Genomic DNA, 26,253 nt, shown 5'->3' with positions numbered 1-26,253 from the left:
GCGACCGGCGCGTGCCCTGGGAATGAAGCATTTCGGCCCGGCGCGGCAAGTACTGGTGACCGCATACGCCAGGAAAGGCCGAGATGCATGACAACCACCCGCGAAGTCATCGCGGCGGATGACGCGACCCTCATCGGGAGATCGCTGCACGAGCCGGAGATCTTCGCCGTCCTGTTCGACCGGCACGCGCCGCTTCTGCACCGCTACGTGACCAGGCGACTGGGTCCCGGCGAGGCGGAGGACGTCGTGGCCGACACCTTTCTGGCCGCCTTCCAGAGCCGGGCCGACTACGACCGGGGCCGCCCCGACGCCCGGCCGTGGCTGTACGGCATCGCCTCGAACATGATCGGCAGACGCCGCCGTGCCGAGGCCGCCCTCTACCGCGCGTACCTGCGCAGCGGGGTTCACCCGGGGGAGACAGCGGGCGCGCAGGTGGAGGACGGCGTCAACACCCTGGCCGTCAACCGCCCGCTGGCGCGGGCCCTGCTGCGGCTCAAACGGGCCGACCGCGACGTGCTGCTGCTCGTCGCCTGGGCCGGCCTCACCTACCAGGAGGTCGCCGACGCGCTCGGCATCCCTCCCGGCACCGTCGCCTCGCGGCTCAACCGCGCCCGCGTCCAGATCCGGCAGTCGCTACCAGAAGGAGAACAATCATGAAGGTGCTCGACGGCATGTGGCGGGACGTCCCGGTGGCCTCCTCCGAGGACCTCACCGGGGCGAGACGGCGGCTGATGGACGGGATGCACGCCCGGCGGCGGGTCGTCACCGCCCCTCGGCTGCTGGTCGCGGCCGGCGTCGTGGCGGCGGCCGTCGCCACACCGCTGGTCGCCGGCGGCGGGACCCCGGCGTACGCGGTGACCGAGAACCCCGACGGCACGATCACGGTGGCTCTCGACGAGATGCGCGACCCCGAGGGACTGCAGGCCGATCTGCTGGCGGCCGGCGTCACGGCCGACGTGTCGTTCCTGGCGCCGCACACGCGGTGCGCGGATCCCCGGTTCGAGGGCGTGGATCCCTCCTACGGGTCGCCGGGCCACACGGAGGCGCAGATGCGGGCGGGTGTGGAACGGTGGCGCTCGTTCGAGGCGACCCAGGTGGTCGACGTCCGTGAGATCAGGATCCGTCCGGAGTTCATCCGGCCGGGCGAGACGCTCGTCCTGGAGTTCCGCGACAACCAGAACGCGCGGCGGCCCTGGAGACTCGGCGCCTGGCTGGCCAGAGCGGGCTCACCCGTGAAACCGTGCACGCCCGTCCCTGACGCCGGCTGAGTCCTTCCGCAGGCGGAAGGACTCAGCCGGCAGGGGAGTCAGCTCATGTCGTCGTCGGTGACGAGGAGCCGGGTGAAGCCGCCGCCGATCGTCGCGTTGACCGGCACCGAGGCGACCACCTGGTAGGACTGCGGCGCGGACGCCACCGCGGTGTCGCCGTTGACCGGCACCTGGAAGGACGCCTCCAGGGACCTGGCCGGGATGACGACCTCCTGCGCCGCGGAGGCGACCACCGGGGTGGCCCCGGTCGCGATCGTCTGGATCTGGACCGTCACCGGCGTCCTGCTCTGCTCCGAGAGCCGCACCGTCATCAGGGCCGTGCCCGGGCCGTCGCCCTCGTCCACCGTGGTGCCCTCCACCGACACCTGCGGCAGCCTGTCGGTACGGGCCTCGCCCGCGGCCATGGTGGTGAACGCGAGGTCGGCGAGGTAGACGGCGCCCTTCTGGCTCGCGCCCGAGATCCGGATCTCGCTGATCTGCTGCGGCTTGACGCCGGTGAACGCGCTCAGCGGGACGCGGACCGTGCGCAGCCAGGTCTTGGGCAGCGGCGAGGCCGTGCCGGGGAACGGCGTGAGCGCGTCGCTCACCTCCGACACCTTGAACGTCCGCGACGCGCCCCTCTTGTCGACGACCTCGACCGCGAGGTCCACCTCGCCGGTCGCCGTCTCGTCCCGGGCCGCGCGGAAGGTCAGCGCGTCGTAGCGGGAGACGTTCTGGTCGGGCTTGTCCAGCGGCACGGTCACCGCGCCCGTCGGGTCACTCCAGGAGAACCGCAGCACCGGAGTCGAGGCGACGTTTCCGGCGTACGTCGCGGGCGTCCAGGACGGCGCCTGCGAGGTGGTCAGCGCGGAGGCGCAGGACGGCAGGCCGCTCTGCGGCGAGCGGTCGAGCATCCCCGCGCAGACGACCGCGGTGGCCGCGCCGGAGACCTGGGTGGACGGCGACGGCGACGTGAAGGCGGCCACGTCGAGGCGCCCGGCCGCGGGGGCCTGGGCGACGGTGTGGACGACCGCCCGCCCGGCGGAGGGGGTGGTGCCGCCGCTGCCGTCGAAGAGCGGCAGCAGGCCCTGCTCGCCGCCCTGCACGAGCCGGAAGAACCCGGCGATGTACGCGGTGCCGACGGCGTACTGCTCGGCGGCGGTCAGCCGCGACGGCGCGGAGCCGCCGCAGACGGGGTCGTTGCGGTTCGACCAGTCGTCGGACGCGGGCGCGTGCGCCACGCCCGGGGTCCACTCGGTGTTGAAGAAGTTGTGGTCGGCGCCCATGACCATCAGCGAGGCGCGGAAGGCCGGGTCGCCGTCCACGGCGTACCGGGAGTCGTCGTAGAAGTGCTGGCCCTGCTGGTTGGAGACGTCCCCGTCGCAGTACGGCAGGATGACGGCCATCGGCGTGCCGGGCAGGGTCGCCCGCGCGAAGTCCGTCGGCGCGAGCGGGAGCACCGCTCTGATCCCGTACGGCTTCGCCCGGCCCGCGTTCATCAGCGCGGCCTTGACGACGCCCTCACCGCCCCGCGAGTGGCCCATCAGGCCGACGTCGGACATGTCGAGGCGGTCCTCGAAGAGGCTCACCAGCTTCGCGTCGCCCACGCCCTTGGCCGCGTCGGCGAGCAGGTCGAGGTGCCGCATGACGACCTCGCCCCGGGCCAGCGCGCCCCGGTCCTCGCTGTAGGGGTTGTCGGCGGCGTTGACGCCGTTGGCGCTGACCGACACCACGGCGTACCCCTGGCTGGCGAGCACGTCCGCGGGACCGTCGTATCCCTGGTAGCTGGCGATGGGCTGCTGCCCCGCCGGGCAGGGCCACTGGGTGTTGGACGTCACCCGGGTCGTGGCGTTGTAGCAGGCCGAGTGGCGGCCGTGCAGGAAGACGACCAGCGGGCGCCTGCCGGGGGCGCCTTCGGGCAGGTAGACCTTCGCCCGGATCTCGGCCTGGCGGCCGCCGAGCCCCTCCAGCGTGATGGCGGTGTCGCCGAGGTCGTACTCGTCGTGGCTCACGGCGTACGGACCGGGCGCGGCCGGGTCGACGGGCACGGGGACCGGCTTGCCGTGTGTCCTGGTGGGAGAACCGGCGGGTGACGGGGCGGCCCTGCCGACGGCCGACCCGGTGACCCTGGGCACCTCGCCGTTCCAGGCCACGTCCACGGAGGACGCCGTGGCGACGGCGGGGTCGGGGGTGACGACGGTCAGCGTCATGCCGTCGGGCGACTCCTCGGCCGGGCCGAGCGACCGGCCGTCCGCCGCGAGTTCGGGAACAGCGTCGCGGACCGGCAGCGGCCTGTTCAGGCGGAGCGTGACCCGGTGGCCGCCGCCGACGGGTTCGACGGTCCAGGTGCCGTCGTCGCCGGCCGAAGCGGGTGGCCCGGCGTGCGCGGGACCCGGGAGGAGCGAGGTGGACAGGGTCACGGCCGTGACGGCCGCGGCGAGCGCCTTGGTCCAGGCGCGCACAGGGGAGTGCATTGGATCCCTTTTCAAGTGCAATGCCCCAAGAATGACGATCATGTGAGTTACATGAGGGAATCTTGAGGTTTGTGGGGCTTACATCACGAATGAGATCGCTATAGGTCACATGTGCTGATTCCTACCGGTTTCTCCCGGGTTAACGATCTCTCACAGGCGCGGCACGCCCACCGCTCCCAGAACGGGTTACCGACCAGTAGCATGGGACTCCGGCAGCTACCGACTAGTAGGAGCGAACCCGTGCCTGCGTCCCGTGAAGTCGTCTTCGTCGACGGCGTTCGGACGCCTTTCGGCAAGGCGGGCCCGAAGGGCCTGTACGCCGAGACGCGTGCCGACGACCTGGTAGTCCGCGTCATCCGCGAGCTGATGCGGCGCAACCCCGGCCTCCCCCCGGAGCGGGTGGACGAGGTGGCCATCGCGGCCACCACCCAGATCGGCGACCAGGGCCTGACCATCGGCAGGTCCGCGGCGGTGCTCGCCGGGCTGCCGAAGTCGGTCCCCGGCTACGCCGTCGACCGCATGTGCGCCGGCGCCATGACCGCCGTGACCACGGTCGCGGGCGGCATCTCCTTCGGCGCGTACGACGTGGCCATCGCGGGTGGCGTCGAGCACATGGGCCGCCACCCCATGGGCGAGGGCGTCGACCCCAACCCCCGGTTCCTGTCCGAGCGGCTCGTCGACGGCTCGGCGCTGGTCATGGGCATGACCGCGGAGAACCTGCACGACCGCTATCCGTCCATCGGCAAGGAGCGCGCCGACGCCTTCGCCGTCGCCTCGCAGGAGAAGGTCGCCAAGGCGTACGCCGACGGCAGGATCCAGCGCGACCTCGTGCCGGTGGCCACCCGCAAGGCCGCCGAGGGCTGGGGCCTCGCCACCGCGGACGAGGGGCCGCGCCCCGGCACGACGCTGGAGGGCATCCGCGGCCTCAAGACGCCCTTCCGCTCGCACGGAAGGGTCACCGCGGGCAACTCCTCCGGTCTCAACGACGGCGCGACCGGCTGCATCGTGGCCGCCCAGGAGGTGGCCGAGGAGCTGGGCCTGACCCCGCGCATGCGCCTCGTGTCGTACGCCTTCGCCGGCGTCGACCCCGAGGTGATGGGCGTCGGGCCGATCCCCTCCACCGAGCGCGCGCTGCGCCTGGCCGGGCTGTCGATCGGCGACATCGGCCTGTTCGAGATCAACGAGGCGTTCGCCGTACAGGTGCTGGCCTTCCTGGAGCACTTCGGCATCGCCGACGACGACCCGCGGGTCAACCCGTACGGCGGCGCGATCGCGTTCGGCCACCCGCTCGCGTCGTCGGGCGTGCGGCTGATGATCCAGCTCTCGCGCGAGTTCGCCGAGCGGCCCGACGTCCGCTACGGGATCACCACGATGTGCGTCGGCATGGGCATGGGCGGCACCGTCATCTGGGAGAACCTCGCATGAGCACGATCGAGACCTGGAAGGCCCTCCTGGAGGGCAGGAACGCCGACGAGGTCGTGACCAAGGCGCTCGTGCGCGACGTCGAGCTTCCGTACGGCGCGGGCACGATGGCGCTGATCACTCTCGACAACGGGCACGACCACACCAAGCCGAACACCTTCGGCCCGCACGGCCTGCTCTCGCTGGACGACGCGCTCGACGGGATCGCCGCGCGCAGCGACGTCGCGGCGGTCGGCGTCGTGGGCAAGCCGTTCATCTTCGCCGTCGGCGCCGACCTCAAGGGCGCGGCGGAGGTGTCCGCCCGGGAGGAGGCCGTCGCGATCGGGGCGCTCGGCCACCACGTGTTCCGCCGCCTGGGCGAGCTGGCCGTGCCGTCGTTCGCGTTCGTCAACGGCGCGGCGATGGGCGGCGGGCTGGAGATCGCCCTGCACTGCACCTACCGCACCGTGTCGTCCGGGGTCCCGGCGATCGCGCTGCCGGAGTGCTTCCTCGGCCTGGTGCCCGGGTGGGGCGGCACCCAGCTCCTCCCCCGGCTGATCGGCCCGGAGAAGGCGCTGAAGCTGATCATCGAGAACCCGCTGTCGCAGAACCGCATGATCAAGGGCCGCGACGCGTACGCCCTCGGGATCGCCGACGCGATGTTCGAGCCCGCCGACTTCCTGGAGGAGTCGCTGCGATGGGCCGCCCAGGTGCTGCGCGGCGAGGTGACCCTGGAGCGCCCCGACCACACCGCCGACGACTGGACGCCGGTGATCGACCAGGCCAGGACCCTCGTCGATCTCAAGCTGCGGGGCGCCTCCCCCGCGCCGTACCGGGCGCTCGACCTGGTCGCCCTGGCGCGTACGGCGTCGCGTGACGAGGGCTTCGCGGCCGAGGACGAGGCGCTGGCCGATCTGCTCATGGGCGACGAACTGCGCGCCGGGCTGTACGCCTTCGACCTCGTGCAGCGGCGGGCCAAGCGCCCGGCCGGTGCGCCCGACAGGTCGCTCGCCCGCCCGGTCACCAAGGTCGGCGTGGTCGGCGCCGGGCTGATGGCCTCGCAGCTCGCGCTGCTGTTCGCCCGCCGCCTGGAGGTCCCGGTCGTGCTGACCGACCTCGACCAGGCCCGTCTCGACAAGGGCGTCGGATACGTCCACGGCGAGGTGGACAAGCTGCTGGCCAAGGGCCGGGTCTCCGCCGACCAGGCCAACCGGCTCAAGGGCCTGGTGACCGGGTCGCTGACCAAGGACGCCTTCGCCGACGCCGACTTCGTGATCGAGGCGGTGTTCGAGGACCTCGCGGTGAAGCAGAAGGTGTTCGCCGAGGTGGAGGAGGTCGTCTCGGAGACCTGCGTGCTGGCGACCAACACCTCCTCGCTGTCGGTCACCGGCATGGCGGCGGGCCTGCGCCACCCCGAGCGGGTGGTGGGCTTCCACTTCTTCAACCCGGTCGCCGTGCTGCCGCTGCTGGAGATCGTCCGGGGCGCGGCCACCGACGACGCGACGCTCGCGACGGCCTTCGCGGTCGGCAAGACGCTGAAGAAGTCGTGCGTGCTGGTCAAGGACGCGCCCGCGTTCGTCGTCAACCGGCTGCTGACCCGCTTCATGGGCGAGGTCACGGCCGCGGCCGACGAGGGCACCCCGCTGGAGACCGCCGACCACGCGCTCGACTCGCTCGGCCTGCCGATGACGCCGTTCGCGCTGCTCCAGCTCGTCGGCCCGGCCGTCGCGCTGCACGTGGCCGAGACCATGCACGCGGCGTTCCCGGACCGCTTCGGCGTGTCGGAGAACCTCGCCAAGCTGGTCGCGGCGGGCAAGCCGGGCCTCTACGGCCCCGACTTCCAGATCGACCCGGAGGTTCGGGCGCTGTTCGAGGGCGGCTCGTCCCCCTCGACCGCATCCCCCTCGACCACGGACGAGGTGCGGCTGCGCGCGCTCCGTGCCCTCGCCCAGGAGATCAGGCTGATGCTCGACGAGGGCGTGGTCGCCGCGCCCCAGGACATCGACCTGTGCATGCTCCTCGGCGCCGGCTGGCCGTTCCACACCGGCGGTATCACGCCGTACCTGGACCGTGCGGGCATCTCCGAGGAGGTCACCGGCTCCCGCTTCCTGGAGCCCGGCGTGGCCTCAGTACCGGCCTGAACCGCGCTGGTCTTACTGCGCTGGTCTCACTGCGCTGGTTTTACTGCGCTGGTCTTACTGCGCTGGTCTTACTGCGCCGGCACGGGGCCGGGGCGACGACGACTTCGCCGCCCCGGCCCTGCCGGTGTCCCGCCTCTACACCCGCAGTCGGGTGGTGCGGGGGTTTCGGTAGGTGAAGGCCCAGCGGTCGTCGCCGATCTTGCGGCGGGTGTAGCGGGTGGGGTGGCGGTAGCGGTCGCGGTTGTGGAACTGGCAGGCCGGTCCCAGCAGTTTGAGGTCGGTCAGCCCGCCGTTGCACCAGTCCTCGGCGTGGTCGATCTGGCACATCGTGGCGGGCAGCGGGCAGCCGTCCACCCAGCAGGTCGCATACCGGGCGAAGACCGCCCGCCGCTGAGCCGGGGTGGCGAGGCGGACCTTGCGGCCCATGTCCAGCACCTGCCCACCGGCGTCCATCACGATCCGCACCAACGTGCTGGTACGGGCCAACCGGTGCACGCTGGAGACGGGCAGCAGGTGCCCGGTCGCCAGGATCAGCCCCGGCAACCCCCGCAACCACACCCCCGGCGGCGGACTGTTCACCCCCACCCCCGCCCAGGCATCACCTTCCCGCCGGACGCTACCTCCAGGCCACACCCGGCCTCCCGGCCAGGCCTCGCGTCCCACCCGGGCACCTCCCCCCGGCCGGGCGCGGCCTCCCGGCCAGGTGCTCCCCTCTGCACCCGACGGCGCGTCGGAGCGAGCCCTGGGCATCCAGTGCGGCGTTTCACCCGGCGCGAAGGCATGCCGGTAGTCCCCCGCCGGGCAGTCGCCGACAGGGCAGTCCCCGCCTGGGCTTTCCCCAGTGTGGCTACCAGGAGGATCGCCGTACTCGGGCGGCGGATCAGAGGCGGAGTCGGCGGCGGAGTCGGCGGCGGAGGGCTCGCCGGTGGCGTCGGCCGCGTCGGCGGAGGTCGCGCTGGCGCAGGTCGCGGCAGCGCGGGTCGCGTAGGCGTCAGGGCCAGGAACGGGGTCGTCGCCTGAGCCGGGCTCAGGGCCAGCATCGTCACCCGGGTCTGCGTCCGAGAAGCCCGTGGCCAAGGAGCCAGCGTCTGACTGGCCGGTGTCAGAGGGATGGGCGCCCGAAGGGTCGGTGCCCGAAGGGTCGGGGTCAGGGCCTGGGCCGGTGCCGGAGCAGTCGGGACCAGAGCCGTCACTCGGGTCGGTGTCTGCCGGGTCGCTGGTGGGGTCGTCGGCTGTGGGGTCGCCTGAGGGGTCGGTGCGCGAGGGGTCGCTGGTGGGATGGTCGGCAGAGGGGTCAGCTGTGGAATCGCCTGAGGGGGTGGTGCCTGCGGGGTCGGCGGCTCCGGGGTCGGCGGCTCCGGGGTTGTCGGTTGGGGGGTCGGCGGGGAGGGATTCGGCGGTGACCAGCACCAGAAGCTCGGCCGCGATCTTGTTCTCCAGGAACGCGATGAACGCATCCGCGTTCCGCACACTCGGGGTCCAGTCGTCGCCCTCGGCCTTCGGCTTGGCGTAGACATCCAGCAGGTGCTGCAACCGCCCGGCGGCCTCGACCGGGAGGTAGAACTCTCCCTCCAGCCCGCCGTTCCTGCGCCGCCGCACCCGGAAGAAGCGGCGGTCGAAATCGGCCTGCTCGTCCTGCTCGTGGCCGTCGGGGTCAAGCACCGCCCGCAGATACCGCCCCGCCTTGGCCACCTCCGCCGCCCCCGCCGAACCCGCCAACTCCAGCAGGATTCTCTCAGCCGTCGTGGCCTGATCGTCGGTCAACCCCGCGGTGGCGGTGCAGATCGCCTCCACGATCCCCTCCGCCAGGCTGCCCTCGGCGAACCGCTCACGCACCCGCGACAGGCGACCCAGCTCCATGCCCATCGTCACCAACCGGCCCGCACCCGGGATCGTCATCCCCCCGACAGAGCGCAACCACAACCTGGTGGAGGCATGCCCATGGTTCCTCGCCTCCCCGGACCGATGCACCCGCCCCACCCGGGCAGCCAACGCCGAAGTGATGCGATCGCGGGCCGCCAGCAACTCCTCCGCCTCGGCCAGGCACACCTCCGCCGACTCGGGCGCCGGCGCGAGCGCCACTGCCCGGGCCGCCTCACCAACCGCCGCCACCGCCACCCACGACGACGACCCCGCACCGCAAGCACCACCAGAAGCAGCACCGGCAGCGCCACCAGGGATGCCACCGGACGCGCCACCGGCATCCCCCTCACTGCCCGCATCCTGACCTCGGCCCGCAAAACCCCGGCCCGCATAGCCCCAGCCAGCGCCAGAGGCGCCGTCCGACGCACCACCAGGAACAGCACCAGGAGCGCCCGCCAAAGCGCCGCAGGAAACGCCAGCGGAATTGCCGCTGTCGGCACCCCGGACGCTGTCAGGACAAACACCGTCGGAAGAGGCATCGCTTGCGGCCTCATCATCGGTGGATTTAACGCTGGACGCGTTGCCGCCATGAGTCTCGAATACGCGGGCGAAGTTGGGCGATTCCGCCGAGTCGTCGAACCGGCTCGCGTGCTTCCGCGCCCTGGGCTCGACGATCGGAACGTATTCACGGGCTAGCGCACCCTCGGAAGACCAAAGGGGCGAGTTGGCGGTGAGCCGCTCCCACCAATCGCCATAACCAGTATCGTTCGAACGAGAGAGGTGCTCAGGATCGGTGTCGAACAGATCCATCGCACCTCCCCTAGGGATTCGAAAACCTGTATTAATTCTTCCACGCCCCACCAGGCGCGAACACCCCCGCGGCGGGATTTGTTGGAGCCACAGACAGATTCCCAATTGCCCAGAATGCGACGCTTTCCGCATTCCCTCAGAACACTTGTGTTCCCGCGAAATATCGCGAATGGCGGAGAAACGGTCAGAAGCTCTATCGGGGCAGGTTGTACTACGCACGCGAAGGAGGCAGGCTGTGCGTGTTCGACGACGGCGGCGACATCTGGGGCGACACGGCCCTCATCGAAAGGCACCTCGACGGCCTGTTCAACCTGCACGAGAAGTATGCCGACGTCGAGCGAGGCCTCGTGCCGGGCGAGCAGACGCTGGACGACTGGCCTGGCGCATCCATGCCTTCGCCCTGATGGAGCGGATCACCGGAATCCGCCTGTCGTTCGAATTGCTACGGGAGAACGCGCTCTACCGCTTCTGGGTGTGGGGTGACCCACCTATCGGCTCGGACGACGGGCCCGCAGTCGTCGCCGGGGGGACCCCGAGGTGACCGCTCGCCCGAGATCCGCTCCTTGGCGGTTCCCGGGCGAGACGGCGCGGGCCCTCAGCCGGCCGCCTTGCGCTTCAGCAGCAGCTCGCGCGCCTGCAGGAACGGCGCCCGGAGGAAGGCCAGGTGATCCTCCTGCCCGTGCCGATGGCAGACCTGGCCGGGCCACAGGCGACGGCTGCGCTCGTCGATGTACGCGAGGGAGCCGTCGACGAGGTTCAGCATGTGGTCGACCGTGTCCGCGTCGGATCGCGCGTACTCCTCGCCCGTACGCACGTAGACCGGCGACGTGTGCGCCATGATCGGCCTGGCCCACACGTCGTGGTGGCGGGCGACTCCGGCGCCCGGCCCGTAGCAGCGCGCGGCGATCCAGCTGTCCTCGGTCACCGGCACGTCCGCGGTCAGTTCCAGCGTACGGCCGGGAGTCTCGACCCTCCGCTCGGCGACGACGTGGCCGTTGACCACGATCTCCAGCCGGTCGACGTCGAAGATCGACTCGACGCGGGCGCCGACGTGAACGGTGCCGCTCGCGGGCACGCGGGTCTCCTCGCCCGGCTGACGGCCGTCGACGCCGAGCCACAGGAGCGGACCGCTGGTGGCGAAGGTCGCTCCCCGCCGGACGGCCCGGCACCAGCTCCAGTAGTCGAACTCCTCCTCGGCCGGCACCTGCGCGTACGTGCGGATGAGGCCGATCGGGACCTCGCTGCTCATCTTGTCGGTACCGCCCACCAGGGTGATCCGGTAACCCGCGTTGAGGTAGCGGTAGTACTCCTGGATGTTGTACGGGTCGTACGCGATCATCTCGACGGCGTCGAGCCGGCCGGTGGCGAGCAGCGCGGCCGCCTCGCCGTTGGGCACGGGAAAGTGCGCCAGCACGACGGTTCCGCCCTGCTCGCGGCATTCGTCGGCCCAGTGGGACAGCGTGGTCTCCAGGCCGCCGCCGAGTTCCGACTCCTCCGCGCCGCCGGTGCACCACGGCATGATCGGGCGGCGCAGGCCGAGCAGGTTGATGTGGCCGAGCATGCCGCTGCGGTTCTCCTGGCCGGCGAACACGTGGGTGTGCCCGTCGTGCGAGGTGTGCGGGCGGCCGGTGAACTCCTCGGTGTTCGTGAACAGGTGCCCCCACTGGCTGAGCAGCAGGTTGGTCACCCGGACGTCCTCGCCGCGGGCCTCCAGCTCCGCGCCGAGGGTCGAGACGAAGTGCACGTGGGTGTCGCCGCTGTACCAGCCCTCCGCGGCCATGTCGGTCACCCTGGTCAGCGTCAGATCGAGTTCGGCCTGGTCCGGCCGGATGGTGACCGTCGTGCGCAGCGGCTCGTACTCGAACCCGCGAGCCGCCTCGACCGTGACCTCCCCCAGAGGCAGCCAGCCCTCGCAGGTGCCGTCGATGTAGGAGTACGTCGTGGTGCCGAGGCGGACGTCCCCGCCGATGTCGAGGTTCCAGGTGTTGCCGTCGGAGTTGATGTGCCCGTGATGGCCGTGGGGAGGGTAGGGCACGCCGTCGGCGGACCGGAAGTGGATCCGGCAGGGGATCGGCTCACCCGTCGCCGCGTCCCTGACCGTGGTGCGCACCCAGGCCCGCCCGGCGTCGGGGACCCGCCAGGTGACCCCTCCGTCGCCGTGCCGCCCGGCGGCGAGCAGCTCGCCCCATCCGCAGGTGCTGATCACGGTCTCTCCGCGGGTGAGCGTCAGCCGCGCCGAGGGATTGGCCGCGACGCGTACGTAGCCCTGGTGGTGCTCCCCCTCCGGCGTCCCCCAGGCCGGCGTACCCTCGGCGGCCGCGTCGCCGGAGCCGGAGCCGGTCGTGCGGTAGAGGTAGGTCGCCGAGCCCCGGTCGACGGTCACCGCCAGGTCCTCCGCGATCGGTCCCACCGAGGGGTCCAGGTCGAGCAGGACGTCGCGCCACACCGTACGCCCGAAGGGGTCCTCGTCGAGGTCGCTGGTGGTCACCGCGCCGACGAGGATGGCCGGGCCCGCCGACCGGATCTCCAGGGCGCGGACCGTGCGGCCGGGCCGGGGGTTGCGGCAGGGCCACAGGTAGAACCGGTAGGGCAGGACGTACGGCGACCGCGCCTGCGGGTCGTCGATGTCGACGAACCGCGCCCCGGCGACGTCGAAACGCCCGTGGGTGCGCGGCATCAGCCGGTGCTGGGCGTCGGGTACGGCCAGGAACGGGGTCTGGCCCCAGTCGAGCGGGATGGCGCGGTCGCTCCACAGCCGCGGCGTGGGCCCGATCTCCATGCGCTGCCGCACCGGCAGCCGCTCGGTGCTCCCGTCGTCGTAGACGAGGGTGTAGTGGCCGCAGGTCCCGCCGACCGCCTGCCCGTCGAACAGGTCCGGGGACTCCAGGGCGTGGGCGACCACCAGCCAGGTGACCGCGCGGCCGACCGGGATGGTGACGGCCGCCGGGTGCGGGCCGCCGACGCGGAGCAGGGCCGCGCCGGCGTCCCGTTCGTCGCCGAAGAGGAACGGCAGGCCGTAGAGGGTACGCGCGCCGAGCGGATAGGAGTCGCCGTCGTCGAGGACCGAACGGGGCACGTTGAACACACCGGCGAGGTCGAGCGGACGGTAGCCCCGGCCCGCGGGCGACGTGTCGTGATCAGGCATTTCCGGTGACAGGCTCTCTCCGCCCGGCGGGCGGCTCGTCGACGGACGTCTGGGCCAGCCCGGCGTACAGCCGGGGTGCGCGGGCCCGCAGGTACAGGGCCCTGGCCACGCCGGCCACGACGGCCGCCACGCCCAGACCGACGATCAGGAGGTTGGTGGCGGTGCCGGCGCCGGTCAGCAGCGGCAGGTTGCTCAGCACGAGGAAGAGCACCACGGCCAGGGCGGCGAAGCTGAGCCCGGGGGCGATCGTGGTACGGAAGATCCCGGCCTCGGGCGCCTCCCGGCGCAGGAAGCGGATGATCGCCAGGGAGCACAGCGCCCACAGGCAGATGATCCCGAGGAACCCCAGGGCGCTGCCCCACAGCAGCAGCCCCAGGTAGGGGTCGATCCCGAAGACCGCGAACACGACGATCGCCGCGGCCGCCAGCACGGTCTGCACGAGCCCCGCCGTCCACGGCGCCTTGGTCCGCGGGTGGGTACGGCCCAGCGGGCGGGGCAGCAGGCCCTCCCGTCCCATCGCGTAGAAGTAACGGTTGGCCGCGTTGTGCAGCGCGAGCAGCGCGGCGAACGCGCTGGTCAGCAACAGGATGTGCATCACCTCGGTGATCGGGGCGGGCACGTACCTGTCGAAGACGGCGACGACGAGGTTGACCGGGTCGGCCTCGGCCGCGGCCGCGATCTTGTCGACGCCGTACGCCATGACGACGACCCAGGTGATGAAGGCGTAGAAGACGGCGATGAACCCGACCGCGATGTAGGTCGCCCGGCGGACCGTGCGGATGCCGCCCCGCGCCTCCTCGCTGAAGATCGCGGTGGCCTCGAAGCCCATGAACGCCCCGGCGACCAGGGCGAACATCGCTCCGTTGCCCGGGTCGAACACCCTCGTGGGGGCGAACGACTCGGCGGACCAGTCCCCGGCGCCGCCCTTCACCAGGACGTAGACCGCCAGCACGACGAGCACGGCCGTCTCCAGCACCAGCAGCGCCCCGAGGATCCGGGCGCTGGTGTGGATGCCCCGGTAGCCGAGCCATCCCACGAAGACCAGGCCGACGATCGCGAACACCCACCACGGCACGTCGCGGTGGAAGTAGTTTTTGAACGTCTCGGTGGCGTAGACGCCGAGCGCGCCGTACGTGCTGATCTGCAGGGCGTTGTAGGCGACGATGGCGAGCATGGCCGCGCCCGACCCCGCCGGCTTGCCCAGCCCGCGCGAGACGGTGGCGTAGAAGGCCCCGGCGTTGCGGACGTACCGGCTCATGGTCATGAAACCGACGGCGAACAGCGCCATGACCACCCCGGCGACCAGGTAGCCGCCGGGGACGGCGGCGCCGCCCTTGAGGAAGTGCAGGGGGGCGACCGCGACGATGAGCGTCAGCGGCGCCAGCGCGGCGAGGACCGTGAAGACGAGGTCCTTGGTCCCCATGGCGTTGCCGGCCAGGGAACCGACCTGGGAACCGGGGGCGTTCGCGGAGCTGTCGGGAGGACGACCGGGCATGGGAGGGGCTCCTTACTGCGGGCTGGAAGGAGAAGGCAGGTGGGGAGAGAAAGGCGGATGGGCCCCGAAGGCGGGAAGGAGGGGCTCAGCGGCTGACCGCGACGAAGACCTTCTCGCTCGGCTCCAGGGTGATCCAGTCACCGCGGAAGCCCTGGGGGATGTGGAACGACTCCCCCGGTCCGAACTCCTTGCGCCGGCCGGAGTCGTCCTGCACGGCCACGCGGCCCTTGAGGATGAAGCAGATCTCGTCGTAGGGCCAGGAGTCGAACCGTACGGCGCCGGGCTCGCCCGTCCAGTAACCGCCGGTGAACGCGCTCGCGGCGCCGCCGAAGACGCGGAACTCCGCCTCCGTCCACTCGGCGGACAGCACATGGTAGTCGCTCAACGGGGGCACGAAGCGTTCGCCGTTCGCCGCGGTGACGACGCGGACGGCGTCGATGCCCACGGGGGTCTGTTCGTCGCTCACGATGCGGCTCCCTTCTGGTTCTCGAAGCGGCTGCGCAGGCCGAAGCGGCGCAGGACGTTGTGCGTGATGCGCTCGACGAAGGGGTCGCCGAGGCTGAGCACGTGTGACCACTCGGTGGTGCCGCCGTTGAAGACCTCGCCGTCCCCGCGGGTGAACGCCGCGATCATCCCGGCGCCGCGCATCTCCCCCTCGTGCACGTAGCCGGGCAGGTCGTCGCCGAGGTCCGCGTTGTAGTTGTAGACCTCCTCCTCCGGCCCGCCGATCGGCACCCGGCCGCCGAAGCGGTCCTCCTCCCCGCGTACGGCCGGCGCGAGAGCCAGGATCTCCAGCGTCTCGGGGGCGCCGTCCTCGAACGTCGGGTACGGCAGCCCGCGCCGGAACGTGTACTCGACCGAGTCGAGCTCGAAGGCCGCGAGGAAGTACGGGGGCCCGCCGAGCAGGTCGCCGTAGTAGAGGTCGGTCCCCTCCAGCGCCCAGTGGTGCGGCCGGTAGACCGTGAAGCCTCCAGACGAGCGGGGGGTGGCGACCCCGTAGCGGTTGTAGATCCCGCCGAGGCCGTTGAGCCCGATGGTGGTGGCGCCCGGCCGGCCGACCGACTTCGCCTCCCACACCGTGGTGGCGAGGTGCGGCGTCGTGGCGGCCTCGGGGTCCAGCGACGGCAGCCGGTAGCAGTACTGCGTGGTCCCGTCGTCGCCGAGCCGGACCTGCCACTGGTAGTTGCCGCCGAACCTGGCCAGGTTGCCGCCCGCGTCGACGAACGCGTCGACCGTGTCGCGCATCCGCCACGACCAGTACTCGTCGTGTCCCACGACGATCGCGCAGGAGTACCCGTCCAGCGCCTGGGGGTCGAAGTGCAGGTCGTGCTGGGTCAGGTAGTCGATCTCGTACCCGTGGCGCTCGGCCCACACCGCGAAGTGCCGCTCGTACGTCGCCCAGAACGCGTCGGCGTGGTGGCGGCTGTACCCGAACAGGCGCGCCCACTCGTACGACGGGTAACGGGGAGCGCCGTGCATCGGCAGCGTGCCGGGGTTGGCCTCCCGCGGCGCGCCCGCGGGCTTGCGGATCATTCCCCGGGCGATCGGACGCTGCGTCGAGGCCAGCGGCGACCCGTTGTCGGAACGCGGATCGTCGCCCAGTCCGCGGTAGTGGTTGGCGCCGCCCCAGTCGTTGTAGGCCAGCATCGTGCTGGTGGTCAGCACGAGCGCGGCCGGGGCACGCCGCCCGGCCGGGGCCTTGACGACGAAGAAGTGCTCGCGCTCCCACAGCTCGCCGGACGGCGTGACCGCGCGCACCGTGACGATGTGGAAGCCGCTCCGCCAGTCGTCCGGGATCTCCAGCTCCAGCCCCACCGGCCAGCCGCAGCCGGCGGCGTGGGCGTCGGCCGGCGCCTCGAACCAGCCCGCCGACAGCCCGCGCCGCGACCACACCACGCGGGGCTCCAGCCCGTCGCGGACCACCTCCAGGTCGAAGGACGGGACGTTCGCGCTGAGGTGGAAGCGGACGGTCTCCCCGGGGAAGTACGAGAACCGGTCGGTGTAACACCACACCTCGGCCGCGTCCGGAGTGGCGAACGCACGCTCCGAGGGCCAGCCCTTCGGGGACCAGGCGAAGGCGGCGGGAAGACCCGTCGCCGCGTTCGTGTCGCTCACCGCTCCTCCTTGAGTGCGAGCAGGCTGATCAGGTCGTACGCCACGTGGGAGGCCGCGACCGAGGTGATCTCGGCGTGGTCGTAGGCCGGGGCGACCTCGACCACGTCCGCGCCGACGATGTCGCACCCGGTCAGGCCGCGCAGGATCTCCAGCAGTTCCCGGCTGGTCAGGCCACCGGCCTCCGGGGTACCCGTGCCGGGCGCGTGGGCCGGGTCGAGCACGTCGATGTCGACCGAGACGTAGAGCGGGCGGCCGCCGATGCGCTCCCGCAGCGCGCCGGCCACCTCGTCCACGCCCCGGCGCATGACGTCGGCGCTGGTCACGATGCCGAAGCCGAGGCGCCGGTCGTCCTCCAGGTCCTTCTTGCCGTACAGCGGGCCGCGGGTGCCGACGTGGCAGACGGCCTCGGTGTCGAGGATGCCCTCCTCGACCGCCCGCCGGAACGGCGTGCCGTGCGTGTACTCGGCCCCGAAGTAGGTGTCCCAGGTGTCGAGGTGGGCGTCGAAGTGCAGCAGCGCGACCGGGCCGTGCCGCCGGGCGGCGGCGCGCAGCAGCGGCAGCGCGATCGTGTGGTCGCCGCCGACCGTGACGAGCCGGGTGCCGCCCTCCATGAGCCCGGACGCCGCCTCGTCGATCGTCTCGACGGCCTCGTGGATGTCGAACGGGTTGCACGCGATGTCCCCCGCGTCGGCCACCTGCATCGCCGCGAACGGCGAGACGTCCAGGCCCGGGTGGTACGGCCGGAGCAGCCGGCTGGCCTCCCGGACGGCCGAAGGGCCGAACCGGGCGCCGGGGCGGTAGGAGACCCCGCTGTCGAACGGCACGCCCACCACCGCGACGTCCGCGTGGCCGACCTCGTCCAGGCGCGGCAGCCGCGCGAAGGTGGCCGGTCCGGCGAATCGCGGAACCCGGGACGAGTCGGTGGGCCCCCGGGGCACGGTCATACCCGATCCTTTCCCTCCACTGCGAAGCCCCAGGTCAGGGGCTATGGATCGGCAAGTCTGCAGGAGGAGCGAAGGGACCGGCAATTGGTGTGGCGACGGAAGATTGAGGATGGTTTGTGGACGGGCACAAACGCGGACGCGGCGCGGTCACCCCTGGTGACCGCGCCGCGTGGAGCCGAGGGTCAGCGCCTGAACAGACGTGGCGCCAGGTCGATGAGGTTCTTCTGCCACACGTCCCAGCCGTGCGGCCCGGGGGTGACCCCGTCGAACTCGTAGTGGATGCCGAGACCGTCCAAGGTGGGCAGGGACGCCATGAAGAACGGCTGCACGAAGTCGGTCTGGTCGCCGACGTACAGGCGTAGCATCCTGGTCCCCTTGTTGATCGCCTCCGCGTCGACGCCGTCGCCGCTGCCGAACCAGGCCGAGAACGCCGCGATGTAGGCGAACCGGCCCGGGTACGCCTTGAGCACCCCGAGCGTCTGCACCCCGCCCATCGAGAGACCGGCCAGGGCCTGCTGCGACGGATCGCTGGAGATGTTGTAGCGGGCGCGGGCCGCCGGAACGATGTTGTCGAGAAGCTCCTTGCCGAAGTCGGGCACGTTGCCGTTGCCCATCACGACCACCATCGGCACCAGCTTCCCGTCCAGGAACTCGTGGTCGAGGATCTGCTTGGCGCGTCCCATCTCCACCCAGTCCGTGTAGCTCTGGCCGCTGCCGTGCTGCAGGTAGAGAACGGGATACGGCTCCGCCCGGCGGGCGTCGTATCCGGGTGGGGTCCACACCAACGCGGTCCGGTCCTGGTTCGCGACGGTGCTCGGATACGTCAGGCTCTCGATCTTTCCGCCCCGGCCGGCGGGGACGTCCGACAGCAGGCGCGACCGCTCACCGGGGATGAGGAAGGTGCTCCAGTTCGGCTCGGTGGTCACCTTCGCCGGGTTCGACACGTCCTTGACCGAGACCCCGTCCACGATCCACTGGTAGTAGTAGAACCACGGGTCCAGCGGACCGATGGTCACCCGCCACCGGTCGCCCTCACGGGACATCGGGACGCGCAGCCAGCTCCCGCCGGGAGCGTCGTTGGCCCATACCGTGACGTGCTGGGCGTTCTTGAAGTCCGTCGTGGTCTCGAAGGTGACGAAGCCGTCCTTCGTCACGAACGGCGTCGGAGTGGTGCCGGGCCTCGGTGGGTTGAACTCGCCCTTGAGCCGCTCGTGACCGGCGCTCGGACCGTGATCCGGAGCCTTGCGGAACAGCCGCGGGAGGAAATCGATCAGGTTCTCCTGCCAGGCGGTCCAGTTCGCCCCGGCGTCGGGGTTGACCCCGTCGAACTCGTACCTGACACGGGCGCGGTCCAGCGCCTTCGTCAGGCGGACGGTGGCGTTGTAGGCGGGGTCGGTCACGTTCCCGGTGTACAGGCGCAGCAGCTTGGCACCGGGGTTCGGCCCGGGACCGGGCCTGCCTCCGGCGATCTCCGTGAGGAGACCCGAGAACGAACCGGCGTAGGCGAACTGGCCGGGACCGGTCAGGGCGGCGCGCAGCGCCTGCGTCCCGCCCTCGGACACACCGGCGATTGCCTGGTGCTCCCGGTCGTGATGGACGCGGTAGGCGTCTCCGACGGCCTTGCGGAGGTCCTTGAGGTCCTTGTCGTCGTCCGGTCCGCGACCGTCGGTGATCACCACCACCATCGGCTCGATGGAACCGCCGGCCGACAGGTTGTCGAGGATCTGCTTGGCACGGCCGAGGTCGAGCCAGTCGGTGGCGCTCCTGTCCGGGCCGGACAGCAGGTAGAGCACCGGAAGCGGCTTGCCGCCCTTGGCCGGGTAGCCCGGCGGGGTCCAGACCAGAGCCGTCCGCTCCTGCGTCCCGGCCCGGTAGGTCAGGGTCCCGACCTTGCCGCCCTGCCCTTCGGGCGCGTCCGCCAGCAGGCGCGCCGAGTCGCCCGCGACGAGGAAGGTGCTCCACAGAGGCTTGGACGCCACGGTGGTGGCGTTCGTCGGGTCCTTGAGACCCTTGGTGATGTCGCCCGTGACCTGGTAGTGGTACAGCCCCGGCTTGAGCGGGCCGAGGGCCCCCCACCAGGCGTCGCCCCGGCGGGTCAGGCCGTACTCCGCCCAGGCGGAGGAGGGACCGAAGTTCCCCTCGACGGCCACCTCCGACACCGGGCCCACCTTGGCCTCGATGGAGGCCGCCGGGATGCTGATCGACAGGTAGCCGTCGTCCGAAACGTTCAGCCACGGCGTGTCCGCCGCCGCCGGCCCGGGCGCGAAGAGGGGCACGAGGGGCGCGACCAGGACCGCCGCGATCGCCACGACCCCGGCGGCGATCACCGCCGGAAGCCGGCGCGTCCCCCCGGGCCGCACGCCGCCGTGACGGAATAACGTCATCCCGAAACTCCTTTATTGCCGGCAGTGTTATCGATCACCTTTGCACCAAGTCAAGGTAATTGATAAACCGCCATATCGGTAGATCGTTCGGGATGCCGTTCCCCGTTGCTCACGGGGTCAGGAACGTGACGCGTTCTCCCGTCTCCAGCATCTGGCGGGCGAAGGCGGCCGCGCCGAACCCGCTCGGAACGTTCAGCACGCGGGCCATTCCGGCCGCGAGCCGGGCGACCGGCACCGTTCCCATGGCGCCCAGAGGCACCGGGTCGCCGGTGCCGAGCGCTTCGCCGTTCTGTCCGCGCAGCGAACGGGTCAGCGTGCCCTGCCCGGCGGGCTGGACCGCGAAATGCTGGTCCTCGGGCCGCTGGTGCAGGTCGAGCCGGGCCAGGACGCCCTCGAACAGAACCAGCAGGACGTTCGGCGACAACGTCTCGCGACGAGCGACGGTGAGCGCGGCGCCGTGGGCGTCGTACCCGTCGATCAGCAGGCCGGGATAGCCGGACACCACCGACGAGCGGATCAGCGCTCCCGTCCGCCGGGGCGTCTCGGCGGGGAGTTCGCTCGCGGCGTCCCGCTCCGCGTCGGCGCGGGTGATCCTGCCGATGCTGTACGCGCCGTCCACCAGGCACCGGACCCACTCGGCGTCGACGTCCACGAAGCGGATCGACTCCGGCGGCAGCAGCCGCTCGTCGGGGATCAGGTACGTGAAGGGCACCCGCGTCAGCTTGGCGAGATCGGCCAGCCAGCCGACGACGGCGGGCGGCGGCGAGCCGGCCGCAGGCACGTCCAGCGGGTAGTTCACGCCCGCGCCGGCCGGCCGGTCGCGGCGGCGTTTCCAGGTGTGCATGGCGGTGGCCACGCCGTCGTCCCGCAGCGCCAGCAGCCGCCCGAGCTGCCACGCGGCGGCGTAGCTGATGTCGAACATGCCCTCGGCCTTGAAGTAGCGCAGCAGCCCGTCGGCGGAGCGCACCACGGGCCGGGGATCCGCGGCGAGCGGACCGCCGTCGACCGGGCCGCACGCGAACGGTCCCCGGTACCAGGAGACGGTCGCGCCGCCGCCGCGCAGCCGGTGCCGTACGGGGACCAGCCCCCGGGACAGGAACGCGTCGGCGGCCGGCCGGCCGGTCGCGGGCAGCCGGAACGGGCCGCCGCCGGCCGCGAGGTCGCGCACCCGCGCGGCGAACGAGTGATCGGCGTCGAGCACGGTGAAACGCCAGCTCGCCAGCGACACCAGCCGCACGGGCTGGTCGGCCGGACCGGGGACGAGCGTGCCGTTCCTGAGCCTGCCCTCCACGGACACCAGATGCGCCACACAGGGCTGACCGGCGGGAGGCAGCCGGGTGCCGATCACCACGGCGGCGTCGGAGCCGTCCCCCGACCGTACGTGCGCCAGGTAGGGCAGGTCCGCGGCGGCGGGCAGCAGCGAGGTCAGCAGGCTCCTCGGCACGTCGATCACGGTGACCGGGTCGGTGTCCTTCTCGGCGCCCTCCAGGGTGAGGCCGAGTGTCCCGGCCTGCACCACGTGCGGCTCGGGCCGTTCGTCGCCCGCGAACAGCAGCACCAGCAGCCACGGCCCGGTCGTCCCGGCGCCCGGCTCGCGCTGCCACGGCAGGGTCGGCTCGGCGAGCACGACGTGCGGCAGCGTCTGCGCGTAGTCGCCGGTCGCGCCGTCGGGCGGGTAGACCGCCCGGACGCCCGAGGGCGGCAGGGCGAGCCGTTCCCCGGCGACGGTGAAGGTCCGGGTGATCGAGGTCGGGGAGCCGTCCAGACTGATCGTCTGGTCGACGGTGACGCGGTAGCCGCCGGAGGCCAGAGCGGGCGTACGGCTGTCGATGAGGACGATGTCGTCAGGCATGGCCGTCCAGGAAGGGGGTCTCCGCGTAGTCGGCGAAGTCGAATCCGGCGAAGGAGATCTCGGGGTCCTTGAGCACCGCCCCGGCGACGGCCGCGCGGGCCGCCGTCACGGACGGGTCGACGATGGCCTGCCCCACCTTGTCGGCCCTGCCTGTGGGGACGTGGTCGTCGGCGGGTTCCCAGGCGATGGCGTGCTCGGTGTACATCGCGGTCCCGGCCGTCAGCGCCGCGCGGGCCAGGGTGACCGAGGCGGCGGCCGGGTGCGGGCCGGGAGCGACCACGTAGCCGGTCAGCAACGGGGGGGTCAGCTCCGGACGGTGGACGGTGACGGCCGGGTCCGTGCCCCACAGCGCCGACGGCAGCGCCTTGGTGATCGGGCGGAACACGAAGTCGCCTTCGGCGCTGGACAGGCCCCGCCAGATCCGGACGCGGTGGGTCGAGGTGATGCCGCGGGTGATTCCTGACGGTGCGACGCCGAAGGCGCCGCCCACGGGGGGCAGCGTCGTGGCGCCCGCCTGTCCGGTGGTGGACGGGATCACCGAGTCGGTGACCAGTTCCAGCGTGGCCGGGTCGACGACGCCGAGGTCCGAGCCCGTTCCCGTCGCGGTGGCGCCGCTCCGTACCGCGACCGACACCCGGTCGGCGGGGAGCAGGGTGGCCTTGACCCGGTCCCAGGGGATCGTGGTGGCCGTCTCCGGGGTGCTCGCGCCGAAGGGGATGGTGAAGGAGATGACCGAGATGTCGACCCGCGCGGTCCCGGCGAACTCCGGCCCCCACAGGTGGACGTCGGCGTCGACGTGGGCGTTGATCGTGTGCCTGCCGAAGAAGCTGAACGTGTAGGACGCCCCGACGCTGACGCGGAAACGCGCGTCGTAGTGGTAGGGCTGCCAGGCGATCAGGAAGTCCATCGAGGCGTCGAACCAGGCGCGCAGGTCGCCGTCCTGGTAGGTGACCGAGACCGACCCTCCGGCCATCAGCGCCGACGGGGTGAGCGCGTAGTAGGCGGCGCCCCGCATCGACAGCTGGTCGCTGACCTGCCAGGAGAACCCGATCCGCGGCACGGCCGGGTAGTGGGCGGGCTTGCCGTACTGCGGATGGTAGCCGCCGACGGTGAGCACGAAGTCGCCGCTGTGCGGCCCGCTGAACCAGCTCGTGAACGCCAGCCCACCGGTCAGGTGGCAGGCCCGCGACAGCAGGAACGAGTTGGGGGTGAGCTGGGCGACCAGCGAGAAGAACCCGTCGGCGGGCGCGAAGGTGGCCTTCAGCGCGAGCTGCAGTTCCGCGATCGGCGTGGCGCCCGCCCGGGTGTCGTCGGGCACGGGCAGCACCAGCGTCGACAGCCCGAGCACGTCGACCTCGAACCGCCCGCCGAACGACACGGTGGCCAGCAGGAACGAGTCGATCATCTCGAACGTGCTGAACCGGATCCCCACCGCGACGAACCCGTCGCCCTCCGACGGCGTGATGTACGGATCCAGCGCCTGCAGCTCGGCCGCGAGCGATCCCGGCGTCCGGGTGCCGAGGGCCTCCTGGACCAGCGGGAAGGAGGCGATCCCGGTCACGGGCGGGGTGGTCAGCCGCCGGTTGTAGCCGAACCCGGCGGCCAGGCCGGTGACGGAGAAGAACGGCGGACCGCCGAAGGCGTGGCCGAGCACGGCGTAGACGAACAGCGACGGGCCCGAGGGAAGCTGGGCGTAGGAGCCGATCGCGCCGAGGGTCAGCTCCTCGGTGCTGATCGAGGCCCGCCCGCCGTACGCCGTGTAGGTGACCCCCTTGTAGACGAGTTCGCCCTTGAGGAAGGCCCCGGAGACGCTGACCGGCCCTTCCGAGTAGGACACCCCGATGCCCTTCAGGTCGAAGGACGGCGCCTGGACCGGCAGGCTGAGCGGCACCGACGCCTGGAGCCCGTCGAGGGACAGGGCCAGCCCGCCGACGCTGACCGTGCCGTCGACCAGGACCGCCAGCACGGGCGGCTTGTTCGGTTCGTGCTGGTAGGCGAGGCCGACCCGTTCGACGTGGACGGGGCCGAGGCCGCGCTGCACGGCGTACCAGACGGCGTTCTGCCCCCCGGGGCTCTGCGCCTTGGGCGGGTCGGGGACGGCGGGGGCGGGGGCGCCGTCGGCGACCGGGAGGACGACCGGGCTCTCCAGCGGGCCGAGCAGGAGGGTGCCGTCGAGGGCGAACCCGGCGGCCATGTCGCGGGCCGGGAACGGGGTGACGCCCGGAGGGAGCAGGCCGTTCAGGACGGCGACGTCGGCGGCGGGCAGCGTGCCGGTGGCGGCGACGATCCGCAGCGGGTCGAAGCCCATCCTCCGGTCGCCGACCAGGTGGGAGCCGACCAGCGGCAGGCCCGACAGGTCGACGGTCGCCATGAGGTCGACGCTGAAGACGTAGGCGCTCCCGGCGCCGAAGACGACGTCCTTCACGTCGACGGTGACGCCGGACGGGATGAACGCGGCGGCGGTGGGGGCCAGGCCGGAGAGAAGGGTACGCAGATCGGGAAGCGGGCCGGTGGTCCTGTGCGTGTAGCTGGCGGCCAGCAGGCCGATGCCGTGGTCCTCGGCGAAGTGCACGTCGAACTCGTAGGCGTCGTCACCGGCGATGGCGGTCAGGCTGCCGTCGTATCTTCCGGCACCGGTGTCGATGCCGACCGCGATGTCGACTTCGACGGTGTCGACGGGGAAACTCGCCTCGGCGGTGAGGACGAGCCGGTCGGATCCGGTGGAGAAGGAGGCCGACAGGTTCTGCACGACGAGTTCCGCGATGGGACGCGGCAGGGTGGACGGGCCCCCGAGGTCGCGCGCGACGGCCTCGACGAGCTCGCCGACGGCGATGCGCTGACCGTACCCGGACTCGCCGGAGAACGTCCATCCCGTCACGGGGTCGTAGGACGCCGAGACCAGGATGTCCACGGTGTGGACGGCGAACGTGGCGTTGGCCGTGAACCTGGTGCCGGTGGTGTCGTGGTCGACGGCGAACCAGACGCCGGTGAGCGCCACCGGCCCGATCCGCCAGAGGTCGCGCAGCTCGACGACCCCGTGGTAGGCGAGGGCGCGTCCCCCGCCGGGGGTGACGACCCGGAGGTTGAACTTCGGCACCGTCAGGTCGGGCAGCCCGGCCGAGTGCCCGGTGAAGTGCTCGTAGACCTCGGCGATCTTGAGAGGTGGGTCGCCCTCGCGTAGGCCGCCGGAGAGCGTCGCCCCCGACAGGTCGGCGGTGAGTACCAGCGTGCCGGAGTCGCCCACGGCGAGCAGCCCGGAGACCGCCCCCGTCGCCATGCGCCCGGACATCATGCCGGTGAACCCGACGGACAGGTCGATCGCCTGCAGGGTGAGCAGATCGGGCACGATGGGCCAGTCGACGTCCGCCTGCAGGGCAAAGGAGACGAAGTCCAGGCCGAAGGCCGGGTCGGTGGTCACCCGGGCGGTGATGCCGGTCAGCCGGACCGGCGAGGCGTCGCCGAGGCCGGCCGGCACCGCCAGGGACGGGTCCCCCATGATCGCCTTGATGGTGGACAAGGAGAGCGGCAGCCCGCGGTCTCCGTCACCGGGCGGCCTGTCGTCGTCGGCCGGGCCTCTGAACTGCGCGTTCAACGTGAGCCCCGACCCGAGGCCCCGCGTCCTCGCGTGGATGAGCACGGGACCCAGCGAGGCGTTCGCCGGCGTGACCAGGCCCTCGAACGTCACCTCGGCGATGACGTCGAGGGCCGCCATCTCGTAGTTGAACTGCGGCATCGCGGTGAGCTGGTAGCGCAGGGACGACACCGTGAGCATGCCGCCCAGGTCCAGCCGCGCGTCGTCCGGGCCGGAGATCACGATGATGGGCACGGTCGAGGCGGGCAGGCCCTGGAGGGCGGGCAGCGACGTCGTGTCGATCGACCCGGCCAGCCGGTGCGCGCCGACACCGGGCATGAGCGCGTCCAGCAGGGCCGTCGCCGCGTCGATCACCAGCGTGCCCGAGAACGACATCAGCACGTCGCCGGGGTCGGGGGCCGCGGCCACGACGTCGGGTCCCCAGTCGAGCACGAAGGCCGGCTCGTCGATCACCAGGTCGTCGAAGTAGCTGCCGGCCAGCACGGGGAAGGCGGCGCCGAACCGCCAGGACCGGCCGGCGGTGGCGGTCAGCCGCAGGGCCGGGAGTTCGCCCGACACGGCGAACTCGGCGGTGACCGACATCCCGGTGAACGGCCCGGCGGCGCCGGTGCCGGTCACGGTCACCCCGAGGTCGGTGTGCCGCCACCCGTCGAGCGGGTCGACGACGAGGCGGCCATCCGGCAGGAACCTGCCGAAGAGCGCGGTCAGGTCAGCCGAGCCGAGCGTGTCCAGCGCCAGGTCGAGGCGCGGTCCGTCGGGTATCCGTGCGCGGAGTTCGTCGGGAGTCACG

General features: G+C 72.0%; 15 protein-coding genes. 5 read left to right on the top strand and 10 right to left on the bottom strand.

Annotation, left to right across the window (positions count from 1 at the left end; all coding sequences use genetic code 11):
- Positions 1–87: 87 nt before the first annotated feature.
- Entirely contained in the window at positions 88–657 is a 570-nt protein-coding gene (locus HHX40_RS08165; protein WP_182880050.1) for an RNA polymerase sigma factor, read from the top strand.
- Positions 654–1,268, top strand: coding sequence for a hypothetical protein (locus HHX40_RS08160; RefSeq protein WP_182880049.1), 615 nt, complete (start codon positions 654–656; stop codon positions 1,266–1,268). Before HHX40_RS08165 ends, HHX40_RS08160 begins: the two co-directional genes overlap by 4 nt.
- A gap of 38 nt (positions 1,269–1,306) precedes the next feature.
- Here HHX40_RS08160 and HHX40_RS08155 read toward each other — a convergent pair whose 3' ends face one another.
- Entirely contained in the window at positions 1,307–3,721 is a 2,415-nt protein-coding gene (locus HHX40_RS08155) for a hypothetical protein (RefSeq protein WP_182880048.1), read from the bottom strand.
- Positions 3,722–3,961: 240 nt separating this feature from the next.
- Here HHX40_RS08155 and HHX40_RS08150 point away from each other — a divergent pair, with 240 nt between their 5' ends.
- Together HHX40_RS08150 and HHX40_RS08145 are read left to right on the top strand one after the other, a co-directional pair.
- Positions 3,962–5,146, top strand: coding sequence for a thiolase family protein (locus HHX40_RS08150; protein ID WP_182880047.1), 1,185 nt, complete (start codon positions 3,962–3,964; stop codon positions 5,144–5,146).
- Positions 5,143–7,263, top strand: coding sequence for a 3-hydroxyacyl-CoA dehydrogenase NAD-binding domain-containing protein (locus HHX40_RS08145; RefSeq protein WP_182880046.1), 2,121 nt, complete (start codon positions 5,143–5,145; stop codon positions 7,261–7,263). The genes HHX40_RS08150 and HHX40_RS08145 overlap by 4 nt, the downstream gene beginning before the upstream one ends.
- A gap of 135 nt (positions 7,264–7,398) precedes the next feature.
- On the opposite strand, the gene HHX40_RS08140 is transcribed toward HHX40_RS08145, so the two are convergent.
- The gene (locus HHX40_RS08140) at positions 7,399–9,375 is read right to left on the bottom strand and encodes an HNH endonuclease signature motif containing protein (RefSeq protein WP_182880045.1); all 1,977 of its coding nucleotides are present in this window, start codon (positions 9,373–9,375) and stop codon (positions 7,399–7,401) included.
- An 800-nt stretch (positions 9,376–10,175) separates the two neighbouring features.
- On the opposite strand from HHX40_RS08140, the gene HHX40_RS08135 reads away from it, so the two are divergent.
- Positions 10,176–10,340: a hypothetical protein gene (locus HHX40_RS08135; protein WP_182880044.1), complete on the top strand. Its 165-nt coding sequence runs from the start codon at positions 10,176–10,178 to the stop codon at positions 10,338–10,340.
- Between the two features lie 191 nt (positions 10,341–10,531).
- On the opposite strand, the gene HHX40_RS08130 is transcribed toward HHX40_RS08135, so the two are convergent.
- From HHX40_RS08130 to HHX40_RS08095, 8 genes are all read right to left on the bottom strand, one after another.
- Positions 10,532–13,081 carry a CehA/McbA family metallohydrolase gene (locus HHX40_RS08130; protein WP_182880043.1) on the bottom strand — a complete coding sequence of 850 codons (2,550 nt, stop codon included), beginning with the start codon at positions 13,079–13,081 and terminating at the stop codon, positions 10,532–10,534.
- Positions 13,074–14,576, bottom strand: coding sequence for an APC family permease (locus tag HHX40_RS08125; RefSeq protein WP_182880042.1), 1,503 nt, complete (start codon positions 14,574–14,576; stop codon positions 13,074–13,076). The genes HHX40_RS08130 and HHX40_RS08125 overlap by 8 nt, the downstream gene beginning before the upstream one ends.
- Positions 14,577–14,661: 85 nt before the next feature.
- A complete protein-coding gene (locus tag HHX40_RS08120) occupies positions 14,662–15,042 on the bottom strand; it encodes a cupin domain-containing protein (RefSeq protein ID WP_220498860.1) in 381 nt (126 codons plus the stop codon).
- Positions 15,039–16,691 (bottom strand): N,N-dimethylformamidase beta subunit family domain-containing protein, encoded by a 1,653-nt coding sequence (locus tag HHX40_RS08115; RefSeq protein ID WP_182880041.1) that lies wholly within the window; start codon positions 16,689–16,691, stop codon positions 15,039–15,041. Before HHX40_RS08115 ends, HHX40_RS08120 begins: the two co-directional genes overlap by 4 nt.
- Positions 16,688–17,635, bottom strand: coding sequence for an agmatinase (speB, locus tag HHX40_RS08110; RefSeq protein WP_182874256.1), 948 nt, complete (start codon positions 17,633–17,635; stop codon positions 16,688–16,690). Before speB ends, HHX40_RS08115 begins: the two co-directional genes overlap by 4 nt.
- 182 nt (positions 17,636–17,817) lie before the next feature.
- Positions 17,818–20,019, bottom strand: coding sequence for an alpha/beta hydrolase (locus HHX40_RS08105; protein WP_182880040.1), 2,202 nt, complete (start codon positions 20,017–20,019; stop codon positions 17,818–17,820).
- Positions 20,020–20,128: 109 nt separating this feature from the next.
- Positions 20,129–21,871, bottom strand: coding sequence for a hypothetical protein (locus HHX40_RS08100; protein WP_182880039.1), 1,743 nt, complete (start codon positions 21,869–21,871; stop codon positions 20,129–20,131).
- Entirely contained in the window at positions 21,864–26,252 is a 4,389-nt protein-coding gene (locus HHX40_RS08095) for a DUF6603 domain-containing protein (protein WP_182880038.1), read from the bottom strand. Before HHX40_RS08095 ends, HHX40_RS08100 begins: the two co-directional genes overlap by 8 nt.
- Position 26,253: the final 1 nt, after the last annotated feature.

Origin of the sequence: Microbispora sp. H10949, from assembly GCF_014161435.1 — a bacterium.
GTDB lineage: Bacteria > Actinomycetota > Actinomycetes > Streptosporangiales > Streptosporangiaceae > Microbispora > Microbispora triticiradicis.
This window is presented reverse-complemented; position numbering and strand designations above follow the sequence as displayed.